Raw genomic sequence first — 10556 nt, forward strand, 5'->3', positions numbered from 1 at the left:
AAGAAGGATCAACTCCGCGAAGCCGCTTAGCCAGCCTGACCGGCCGCCCCGCTTTGCAGAACTTGACGCACACAATCGCATCCCCATATGAGATTTTCGTTGGCTTTGGGCAGTTAACACGAGATTCCAGCTCAAAAACGGTGCTTGGATTTGGAACGAGTTGAGCCCAGCCGGTCAACAAACGACCGGAGGGGTTGATTGGGCATCAACACCAGGCAGAGCATCGCGTGAGCCGGAATGGAGCAGGGCAGGGAATTCCCGGAACCGTCTGACATTGGCAGGTAATTTGAGATCCCAAAGCCTCAGAGTCTCACGCCAAGATGGCTGCGGCTGCTCCAAAATCGGGAATCTCAACCCAACATGCTCAGCGGCAGACGTTCTACGATTCGGTTTGCCGTCTCGCGGTCTGTGAGCTCAGAGAGGCGGCGGTTGGACCTGAATTCTCGTTCTGGAGGAAATAGGTGTTGATCAGGGCAGTAACCCTTCAGCCCAGCGCCTGATCCTCTTCGAAGCCCTCTATGCCAAGGATCTCGAGCCTGAGGTCAAAATCCGGGTCGCAGATCAAGATAGCCGGATCGATCTCGTCGCCTTCTTCCTTCAGCCCCTTGAAAGCCGCTTCCGCGACGGCGAGAGCCTTGGCGGCCGCTTCGTTCTGCGTGGCGCTTGGAACAGAGGGCAGTCTCTCCAGGCCCTGGAAGTACCGCACAGCGTCTTCACCTGCCTGCTCCGCTGCCTGGATGCTGGGGGTGACTGTCACCCGTGAGAGCAAGTTGGTGATGTGGGCCCTGATATTGCGGGCATGCATGGCACGGCTGACAAGTTCCACGAGCAATGAAGGACTCTCTGCGCCATGTCGATTTCGGCTTGGAGGACGTCGGGAAGCGGATCGGCCATGGAGAGCCCTTGTGTCTGACGATGTCCGCGGCGTGGGGCTGGAGCCTAACCCTCACCCTGCGTCTTGGGCACCTTGATCAGCTTGAAGGACGGGACCCAACACACCGCCTCATGCTCTCCAATCCGGCGCGTTTCCGTTAACTTGGGAGCCATCCTGGGCTCCCGGCTGATGAGCCGGGAGCGTGTGCTGGTTGGAGCGAGAGCGATGCTTATGCCACGCGGCTGAAGCGCTGGGCCGCTTTGTCGGCCTGCGCGGTCACGGTGCGGGCGGCCTCATCGGCCATCTGGATCGTGAGCTCGGCGATGCGCCGGCTGTTCTCGACCGTCTGCTCCAGGTTGTCGCGCACAAGGGAGGTTTGCACTTCGACCAGGTCCGTCATCGACCGGCAGCGGCCGAGCGCCCGCAGGCCATCCAGATTGCGCTGCAGGCGCTTTTGGCTGCGGTCGACCGCCTCGCGCGAAACGTCCTGCAGGCCGCGCGCCAGGGTCGTGCTGGCTTGGGACACAGCCCGCAGGTTGTGCGCCGCCTCTTCGCTCAACCCGAGTGCTTCACCGTCGGCACGGCCAAAGATCTGCCAGTTCGGGCCGGTGCTGCGGCGGGCCAGCTCCGAGAACGCCCCGAAGCTGGTCTCGATCGCGTCCTGCATGGCCCGCGCCATGGTTTGCGCGCCGTCCACGCTGGCGCGCAGTGTCTCCGCCACGTCCTGCGTCACCCGCTGGGCGGCGTCGTCCTGCTCGCGGGCCTGTCGGGCCTCGGTGCGTTTGGTTTCGTCAAAGTTCGCCATCTCATCCTCCACTCTCTCGGCTACGGCATGAACTTCCTCGTCGCTCAACACCTTGAGCACGGCGGGAAGCAGTTCCTTCTGGTCGTTACGGATGTGCTGCTGGAAGGCTCGTCTGAGCTCGGTCACTTGGCTGATGAACTCAGCGCTGTTCTTGGGCCTGCGCTCCAACTCGCCTAAGAGCGCGGCCGTTTCCTCATAATCATTGATGGCCTCTCGCAGGAGATCATGCATCCCGTGCTGTCGCAGCACCGGGAACAGGTGTTCTTCCTGAAGGCTGGCGAGAAGTTCCAGCTCTGCCTTCAGGTCCGTAAACAGCCGCTCACGGGTTTTGAGCGCGGTGTTGGATGTGGCGAGGAGCTTCTCGAAGAGTTCGTTGGCCCTGTCCGGCGGTGTTTGGGGGAAGCGTCCGGTCGTCGTCATTGTCCCTCGCAAGCTGTGACGGAGACAGTCTCAAGCGCTGCAGCTTGGACCCTGGCTTGTGACACTGGTATGTCGGTTGTCCCAAAACGCGCGACGCATACCGCTCGAGCAGACGAAGCAACAAGGGATCATTAAGTACCGATCGCTTTGTCGTGCGTCCAATGGCCACCGGTTAGGGACTCATGCCCAACGCTCGGTCGCGCTGCGCGATCCATTCTTGGTTTTATCGACACAGATTCGTTCATCGACCGTGCCCCATGTTCCAACCGAGTTCATCACGCAGAACCGGACTGCGAATTTCGGGCTCCTCGACGAGGGCATTCTCTACGTCGCCAAGTGCAACCCGGACGGCAAGGGCACCTGGCTGCCGATGGTTTATGGCCAGAGGCCGCTCACCGAGGCGAACAGCTTCAGGAGCGAGGCCGATGTGCTGATCGAGACCCGCCGCGCCGCGGACCTTCTCGGCGCGACCAAGATGGATCGCCCCAAGGATATCGAGGCTAATCCTCAGACCAACCACGTCTACGTCATGCTGACGAACAACACACGCCGCAAGGACGATCAGGTCGATGCCGCCAATCCGCGCGGGAACAACGCTTTCGGCCACAACGTCGAGATGATACCAGACGGCGGCGAGTTGTGCGGCCCCTTCTTCACTCCGGACGACGAGTCGCTGGTCCTCTCCGTGCAGCAGCCCGGTGAGGCGGAGGAAGGTGCGACAGCGACCTTCGACAATCCCATCACCCGCCGGCCGGCGATCCTGTCGCTGCTCCAATCCTTGCCATGATCCCTGAGGCAGGCTGCACTTCACGCCGCGAGCCGTTCGGCATTGGATCCGAAATGGTCGATGTACCGCTTGTTGATCGCTGACACGGGCAAGACGACCAGAACATCAGTGGTGCCGAACTGCCGATCGATCACCGCACCATCTCCGAAGGTGGCCCCAACCCGGAGATAGCCCTTGATCAGCGGCGGGAGGGCATGAAGGGCAAGCCGTGGGTCGACCACTTCTTTCGCGAGCATATCCATGGCGATGTAGCGCTCTGGACGAGCACGGGCTCTCCAGGCTTCAGGAGCCCGCGCGTAGTGGTGCAGAAAGCTCAAGGGCAGGGCAAGCTTCTGCGGATCCGTCCCCTCGAGGCTGGCGCAGCCGATCATGGCATCGATGCGGTGGTGCAGCACGTAGGCCCAGATCCCATGCCACAGCAATTCGACGGTGCGCTTGCTGCGATAGGGCTTGAGCACACAGGAGCGGCCAAGCTCCAGGAAGCGCAGGTTGGGGTGAGCCTGCAGCAGGGGAGTGATGTCGTATTCGCCCCTGGTGTAGAACCCGCCATGGCACTCGGCGACCTCCCGGCGGAGCAGGCGATAGGTGCCCACCACCTTCGGCTTGGAAGGCCGGAGGGGGTCACACGTCAGGTCGTGGTCGAGGACGAGAAGGTGGTCGCAGACGGCATCGTACTCATCCATGTCCCGACCTATGAACCGGGACATTCGGCCCGGAACAGCCGACATCTCCTTGTAGAAGACCTCGAACCGCAATCGCTGGGCGGACCGGATCTCCTCCGCGCTCGTGGCGAGCCGGACTTCAAGCGAGCCTATGCGCCCGAGCACGGGATGAGGGGCTTCATCGGTCGGAATGATCGTGCCGGGCCTCGGCTGCAGCGCGCCATGAGCCTCATCGCCAAGTCTCGGCCCCAACGGCAACGCGTACCCCAACCCGGCGTGCATCGGGCCGACAGCCATGACTTGACTCAGCACATGAGAGAGCAGCATTGAAACTCCGCTTCGCGGCCCGGGGTCGATCCTCATCAGCCGCATGCCGGACAAGCTCAACCACAGGCCTTCAACAGTTCTGTGACAGATCCTATACTGACTTGGGAAAGGGACAGACCACTGCCGACAAGCTGGTGCGGGATCGCTTGAAGAAGCACCAGGGCAGCAATTGTGCTGCGTTGAAGCCAAGAGGCTGGGACGTACACTGTCGTCATACGCCCGTGAAATGCCCGCCCTGATCAGCGGAGCCGACATGCAGCACTCCTACTACTTCCATCGGACGAACGGGCACGGCTTGTATCCTGACCCCATGGGCCTTGTGCTGGATAGGCCCGCCGCTCGCCGGCATGCCCTTGAGGATGCCCGCGCCCCGCTTGAGAGTTGGATGATCCGGAGCGCACTGCCCTGGCGGATCGAGGTGCAGGACAGCGCTGGCGTCATCGTGTGCAGTGTCGCTCGGGCTGAGACTGCTGTCTCGGAGGCCCGCCCTCTGTTTTACTCTGAGCGAAATCCAGGCGGGTCGGTGAGCCATGCCCTCGAAGGCGCCGGCTGATTGTCAGATCAGGTCCGCACGGTGCAGGTGGTCCTCAACCAAGGTCTGGTGCTGACCTGCGAAGCCTGTGAGCATTCTGACTTTCATGGTTGAGCGCTTTTGGGCTTTCGTCCAGCGGTAGAGCCTCCGCGTCAGGAGCCCTGCGGGTTAAGGGAGGCGAGAAAAGCCTCGACCGCTGGCAGCCCGCCGGGTGCCAGCAGCGTGGTGTGGCCGGCCCCCGCGACCCTGACGAAGCGCTTCGGCGCGGTGGCCGCCTGGTAGAGCGCCTCGCCATAGCGGATCGGGATGTCCCGGTCCTCGCTGCCATGCAGCACGAGGAGAGGCACCTTGATCTGGCCGACGATGTCAATCGAGCGGTACTGGTCCCGCATGAGCCAGCGCACCGGCACAAGCGGGTACCGGTCCGCGGCGATCGCAGCCGCCGTCGTGTAGGGTGCATCGAGGATGAGACCGGCGGCCCGGATCTCGGTCGCCAGCCGCACCGCGATCCCGCTGCCGAGGGACTCGCCGAAGAGCACGATGCGGGAGGGCGACACCTGTCTCGTGAGCCAGGCATAAGCCGTGCGGGCGTCCGAGTGCAGGCCCGCCTCGTGCGGCCGCCCCGTCGAGCCCCAGAAGCCCCGATAGGCCACCATCAGGACCCCGTGGCCTGTCGCGCCCAGAAGCCTCGCCCGCGCGCGGCGCGTGTTGTCGGGATCGTCGTTGCCGGGAAAGTAGAGGATGGTCAGCTTGCCCGCTTCGGGCGCCTTCCACCAGGCGACCAGATGCTCCCCGTCCGGGGTGTCGAGACGCAGCGTCTCGAAGCCTGCCACATCTGCCGTGATGCTCGCGACCGGCTGGCCGGCCGCGGGATAGAGCAGCCGGTCCTGTGCGAGATAAAGTGTACCAACAAGGCCGACATAGAGTGCGGCCAGCGCCAGGGTGCCGCACGCTAAGACGCGCCCGAGCCGCATGGCGCCTAGCGGGCGGGCTCAGATGCGCGCAGGTCAGCGAGCCTGACGCTCGTGCGCCGCACCACCTCGCCGGCCTCGTTGCGGAGCGACAGCGCCACTACGCCCTCCCACCAGTCAACGTCCACCGTGCCGAAGTTCGCCGCGCCGTAGACGGCGCCCAACCGGTTCGGGCCTGCCTCGCGGTTGCCGGGAAAGACCTGATTGAGGCCGCTCGAGGTGATCTCAACGAGCGGATAGGGCGTGCCGCTCATCTCGCGGTAAAGGCCGCCGATGTGCCGGTCGCCTGAGATGAACACCACGCCGTTCGCGCCGGTCTCGCGCACGAGATCGTAGAGTCGCTGACGCTCGCGCGGGAAGTTGCCCCAGCGCTCCCAGCCATGCCCCTCCGCTACGACTTGAATGGATGACACGATGAGGCGCAATTCCGCTGGCTCCCGCAGGCGGTCGGCAAGCCATTGCCACTGCTCGGCGCCGAGCATGGTCTTGGCGGGATCGTCATCCGGGATGTAGCGTTCGCGGCCTGCGGCGTTGCGCTCGTTGGTGGGCTTCAAGGGAGAGCGGAAGAAACGGGTGTCGAGCAGGATCACCTGCACACGCTGCCCCTCAGGTCCGAAGGTCTGGGCATGATAGACGCCATCACGGTTGTGGCGCGGGTCCGACAGAGGCACATCCCAGAACTGGAGAAAGAGCCGCTGGGCTTCGCGCCGGCCCGCGAAGTCCGCTCCTGCGTCATTCTTACCGTAGTCGTGATCATCCCAGGTCGCGAGAGAGGGAATGGTCGTCCGCACGCGCATGAGGCCGGGCAGCTTAGACGCTTGGGTGTAGGACTCCTGCAGTCTGTCGATGAGGTCCTCGTCCGGCACAGTCCGGCCATTGCGCACATCGCCATAGACGTTGTCGCCGGCAAACAGGAAGAGCTCCGGGCGGTAGGCGAGCACCGCGTCCCAGATCGGCTGCGGCTTCTCCTCGTCGGCACAGGAACCAAAGGCGATCCGCGTCAAGGGAGCTGGCGCGGCCTGCGCCCAGGGCTGCCCCGGCAGCAGCACTAAAAGCAGGATTGTCAGGATGAGAAGGGGCATCAATGCTCTCCTGTCATGTTGGAGCGGGCGCGTCCCAGCGTACCCGGCGACAGGAGCTCTTCAGCGGCCGCCTGTCACAAGCAGCAGAAGGATCATCACGCGAAGGAGACGAAGCTGAACCTCGGTCGAACGCCCCAGCCTTGGTTATATCGCCAGGTCGGGAGCGCGGTCTTGGACAGCAGAGCGGAGGCCATCAGAAGCCAGATTCCAATGCTCATGGCGGGCATCCTGATGGAACCGCCACAAGCCTTGGCTGACCCGGGTGAATGTAGGCCTGATGCCATGACATCCCCATGACGGCCTGGCGACGGGTGCCCGATCTCAGGAGGGGGAGGGTGCAGGACGAGGAAGCGTGGCCTGGGGTCAAACCTGTCGCCTCCCAAGCGCCATCGCGTGTGGGCGGCAGACGAGGGTCGCGCTCAGCTGAGGCTGCCAGGAACACCCTGGCTCACAGGTCGGGCATCCAGGAAGAGCCGCTGCCAACCCGCCCGGATGCTGCTATGTCAGCACCTGACAAGCAGCCAGGCTGTTGCCACCAATCCTCACCAGGAAGAGCGGGAACCATCGCGGGTTTGAGGTGAGGTGTGCGTCGAATTCCCTTGGTCGCGTTTGGTCCCTGATCCGGGGGACCGACAACAATACATCCGTGCGGCCCATGTGGTGTGGGCTGGCTGGTCTGCGCTCCGCCCGCTCTTGAAGCGCTTAGATTGATCTTTCGCGGGCGTCATCAAATTGTTATATGGCGAGGCGTTTCAGATGAGAGCCGGTATGGCAGAAGCCAAAGTTCCCAAAACAGTGGCTGGCGTGAAGCTCCCGAAGGCCTTGCGCAACTCGGATCTGGTCGCGGCCATTCTCCAGAATGACACAGCTCGCCGCCTTTTGGCTGACGTTCTGATCGCAGCCGCGGGAGCCGCAGCAGCCGTCCTGACCCGCAAGATCGCACCGTCGGCGGAGCACATCGCTGGAGCCGGAGAGGCTGTTGCAGACGCCGGCAGCAAGGCGGCTTCGGCTACAACCGACATCGCCGCGGGTCTCGTCGGCACACTCGGCCACACCGCGACAGCCGTCGCGGGCTCCCTTTTGCCGGATAGCACCGATAAGGGTAAGCGAAAGAAGCGCCGCAGGAACCGGCCTGAAGAGACGCAAGCCTGACATCCGAGACAACCGTGAAAGCGGGGTGCCGCACTGTGGCTCGGTTGGTTGAGAACTGACCCTTTCCGCGTATCATACCAAGCACCCTGATCTTGCTGTTTGATGTTGCGAATGGTTTCAGCGACAGCGGATGCGACAGTCTGCAACAGCGATTCTGAGATTTTGCTGTCGATCAGTTGGCTACTAATCGCATCCTCAACCAAGGCGCGATCCGGCCGGTCAGCAAGCCCGCGCAACCTTGATGGTCTTCGGGAGCCTTATTGGCACATTCTGGCACTGCCTGAGCGATTTCCTCGGGACGAATGCCCGCGCCTGGGGCGAAGTCTGGCACATTCCGAGCGGCTCGCCCGTGACAGGTCGGACCTTCATCACCGAGGTGCTCGCGGCCTTGGGCCAGCCGCCCCGGATGCGGCGGCTCGGACGGGGCATGATGACCCTGGCCGGCCTGTTCAATCGCCAGATCCGCGAGGCCCGTGAGGTGCTCTATCAGTTCGAGCAGCCATTCGTGATGGACACGTCTAAGTTCGAGCGCACGTTCGGGGGCTCGGTCACACCGCTGCGGGAGGGCGTTCGACAGACCATCGCCGCCCTGCAATCCACCCCCTGAAAGGAACATGAAGAGGTGTGGGGATTGATTGTGCCCAGTAGGAAGAGGGGCGTTTCAGAGCGAACGGCGATCGGCAGCCATGGCCAATCTCGTTTCCAGATCTCAGCCGACCGATCGACTGCCCACGAGACCTCTTGCTCCCCAGTCCCGCGTGAACCCGATGCAGGCGCCCGCGGCTCGCCCTCATTGAGAGATCAAAGGCATAGCCGAGGCCGTAGGGCAGACGTTTGTATTTCAGGTGGGACATTGGTGTTTCCTCGGAGGCTGCCAAACCGCTCCGGCGCCGTTCCACTGCGCTTGATGAAAGCCGCATCGCAGATCCGGAAGACGCCGCTGGCTGAGGAAAACTTCAGGGCAGTGCTTTCCAAACCGCCAAATCCCGCCGTGATGGGCAACCCGACAATTTGGCCAAACTAAGCACAATGAGTGATTGGACGGGATGCAGGCAGGAAGTATAAAATCAAAGCAGTTTGGGCCCGTACGCAGGCAGAGCGGATCAGGCGGCGTATCCCTTTAGGATGATCATGAACCGGCTGAGGTCCTCTCAAATGACCTTCAAGCTCACAGGCAATGTTCTTCTCGACTATGGCACGGCCGCGACCGCGAAACTGCTGGCCAATCTTTCGGGTCTGGTAAGCACGGGTGAGTTTTTGTGGACGGTATCTGACGAAGGTCGGACTGTCGAATGTCTGCGCCAGAACAAAGACGGCTATCACCTTCACGCTCAGTTTGAGCTCGATGATCTGATCGAGGCCGTTCCCGGAGCGGACCACGACGATGAGCTCGACCTCGAGTCAGTCGATATTGGCGATGGGCATCTCTGGCTCTGCGGCTCGCATTGCCGGGTTAGGGCGAAGCCAGAGGCTGATGACGAGCTTAATTCAGCTCTGCGCAAGCGTCCGAGCCGGCAACTGCTGGCTCGTATCAGACTCAAGAACCATGGAGGTGACCGCGCGGACGCCGCTGCGCTGCCTTTCAAAGGTAAGGGAAGTCTGCGTCAACGGCTGGCACGCGATGCCTATCTCAGTCCGTTTCTGGAACTCCCGAGTAAGGAGAACGGCTTTGATATCGAGGGTCTTGCCGTCAGTCGCGACCACGTGCACTTGGGTCTACGCGGGCCACTTGTGGACAGCATCGCGGTGGTTGTCTCGCTCGACATCACGCAAGACTTCCAGATCAAGAGCACGCGCACGCTGTTTGTCGACCTGGGTGGGCTCGGCATTCGTGAGCTTGTCACGGAAAGGGACGCAATCTTGATCCTCGCCGGACCCGTGAGCTCCGTGAGGGGACCATTCAGGCTTTACCGCTGGAAGCCGCAACACACACCAACGATCCAACGTCCATTGGAACTCTTGACATGGCCGGAGAGCTCCGAGAAGCCGGAGGGTATCTGCATCATGGATCGTGGCGATCGAAGGGAGCTCCTCGTCGTCTATGACAGCCCAAATCAAGAGGGTCGGGTCAACGGCTCGTCCTACATTGCCGATCTTGTCACCTTACCGTGACTAATATCGTGCATACGCTGATGGGTTCGCTTGAGTTAGCTTTGGAACTCCTTCCCAGACCACTTCGACATTGGCCCAGGAGGCCACGACGGCAAGTCCACCGCCTCAGCGCTGGCCGCTCTGGGGCTCGTCCTCTCCCCACGACCGGATGGAGCACACGATGCCATTGAAGAACTACGCCGTCCTCAAGGGGCGGCCGATCAACAACCGCCTGGCGACGGGCGCCAGTCCCCATTACCAAGTGCTCGTGTCCGAGAACGGCACGCTCCATCGGATCGCGATCAATGTCAGATCGCAGGACGGAAGCGAAGTCGAGTTCCTTGTGCGATCACGCTTCGAGCATCCGATCAACGACATGCTGGCGGAGCTGCCGGAGGGGCTTCATCCGATCAAGAGCCGGCCAGGCGGAGTTGCACTGGACTTTATCCGCGGCAACATCGCTCAACCCTGGGAGTTCAAGCCGCTTCCTCTCTCGGCGAGCGGACCGGATAATGACCTGAACGAGAAGATTGACGCCTATGTTCAACGCGCCATGTCCGACGAGCTGGCGATGATCTATGCCTTCGGGGAGACCTGGGGTCCGGAAGAGGACAAGGCCGATAAGTACTTCGGTTTCAAGCCGGGCCGGGGGGTGCACGACATTCATTATAACCAAGGCAATCCGCCCGGACGCTTTGCAGAGCAGAATGGCCCCTGGCAGGATGGGGGTCTCATCTTCGAGTTTCCTGGGCAACGACAATGGACCGCGATCTTTCTTATTGATCCGGCTCGGGTGCTCTTGAAATCCGCGTTCGTCGGCCCAAGTCGGCGGGATGAAGCATATAGACATGCG

At 62.3% G+C, this 10556-nt stretch carries 12 protein-coding genes; 6 read left to right on the top strand and 6 right to left on the bottom strand.

Annotated features, from left to right (window positions below):
* Positions 1–484 precede the first annotated feature (484 nt).
* Together JKL46_RS33140 and JKL46_RS33145 are read right to left on the bottom strand one after the other, a co-directional pair.
* The gene (locus tag JKL46_RS33140; protein ID WP_210381541.1) at positions 485–832 is read right to left on the bottom strand and encodes a hypothetical protein; all 348 of its coding nucleotides are present in this window, start codon (positions 830–832) and stop codon (positions 485–487) included.
* A gap of 271 nt (positions 833–1103) precedes the next feature.
* Complete coding sequence (locus JKL46_RS33145; protein ID WP_201842601.1) at positions 1104–2099, bottom strand: phasin family protein; 996 nt, start codon at positions 2097–2099, stop codon at positions 1104–1106.
* Positions 2100–2349: 250 nt separating this feature from the next.
* On the opposite strand from JKL46_RS33145, the gene JKL46_RS33150 reads away from it, so the two are divergent.
* Entirely contained in the window at positions 2350–2886 is a 537-nt protein-coding gene (locus JKL46_RS33150) for a PhoX family protein (protein WP_425493346.1), read from the top strand.
* 20 nt (positions 2887–2906) lie between these two features.
* Here the strand turns inward: JKL46_RS33150 and olsB are convergent, their stop codons facing one another.
* Positions 2907–3875, bottom strand: a complete 969-nt coding sequence (gene olsB / locus JKL46_RS33155; RefSeq protein ID WP_201842603.1) for a l-ornithine N(alpha)-acyltransferase — start codon at positions 3873–3875, stop codon at positions 2907–2909.
* 253 nt (positions 3876–4128) lie between these two features.
* On the opposite strand from olsB, the gene JKL46_RS37115 reads away from it, so the two are divergent.
* Entirely contained in the window at positions 4129–4428 is a 300-nt protein-coding gene (locus tag JKL46_RS37115) for a DUF6894 family protein (protein WP_425493347.1), read from the top strand.
* Between the two features lie 131 nt (positions 4429–4559).
* Here the strand turns inward: JKL46_RS37115 and JKL46_RS33160 are convergent, their stop codons facing one another.
* The 3 genes from JKL46_RS33160 to JKL46_RS36505 form a co-directional block, all read right to left on the bottom strand.
* Entirely contained in the window at positions 4560–5381 is an 822-nt protein-coding gene (locus JKL46_RS33160) for an alpha/beta hydrolase (RefSeq protein ID WP_201842605.1), read from the bottom strand.
* A gap of 5 nt (positions 5382–5386) precedes the next feature.
* On the bottom strand, positions 5387–6460 hold the full coding sequence (locus JKL46_RS33165; RefSeq protein ID WP_201842606.1) for an alkaline phosphatase D family protein: 1074 nt from the start codon (positions 6458–6460) through the stop codon (positions 5387–5389).
* Positions 6461–6555: 95 nt separating this feature from the next.
* Entirely contained in the window at positions 6556–6678 is a 123-nt protein-coding gene (locus tag JKL46_RS36505) for a DUF3309 family protein (protein ID WP_281400202.1), read from the bottom strand.
* Between the two features lie 550 nt (positions 6679–7228).
* Here JKL46_RS36505 and JKL46_RS33170 point away from each other — a divergent pair.
* The 4 genes from JKL46_RS33170 to JKL46_RS33185 form a co-directional block, all read left to right on the top strand.
* Positions 7229–7612 carry a hypothetical protein gene (locus JKL46_RS33170; protein WP_201842608.1) on the top strand — a complete coding sequence of 128 codons (384 nt, stop codon included), beginning with the start codon at positions 7229–7231 and terminating at the stop codon, positions 7610–7612.
* A 238-nt stretch (positions 7613–7850) separates the two neighbouring features.
* Positions 7851–8219, top strand: a complete 369-nt coding sequence (locus JKL46_RS33175) for a Rossmann-fold NAD(P)-binding domain-containing protein (RefSeq protein ID WP_201842610.1) — start codon at positions 7851–7853, stop codon at positions 8217–8219.
* 548 nt (positions 8220–8767) lie between these two features.
* Complete coding sequence (locus JKL46_RS33180) at positions 8768–9724, top strand: DUF3616 domain-containing protein (RefSeq protein WP_201842612.1); 957 nt, start codon at positions 8768–8770, stop codon at positions 9722–9724.
* A gap of 160 nt (positions 9725–9884) precedes the next feature.
* The coding region (locus JKL46_RS33185; protein WP_201842614.1) for a YukJ family protein at positions 9885–10556 on the top strand (672 nt) is incomplete at its 3' end.

It is taken from the genome of Microvirga zambiensis WSM3693 (assembly GCF_016735695.1).
GTDB lineage: Bacteria > Pseudomonadota > Alphaproteobacteria > Rhizobiales > Beijerinckiaceae > Microvirga > Microvirga zambiensis.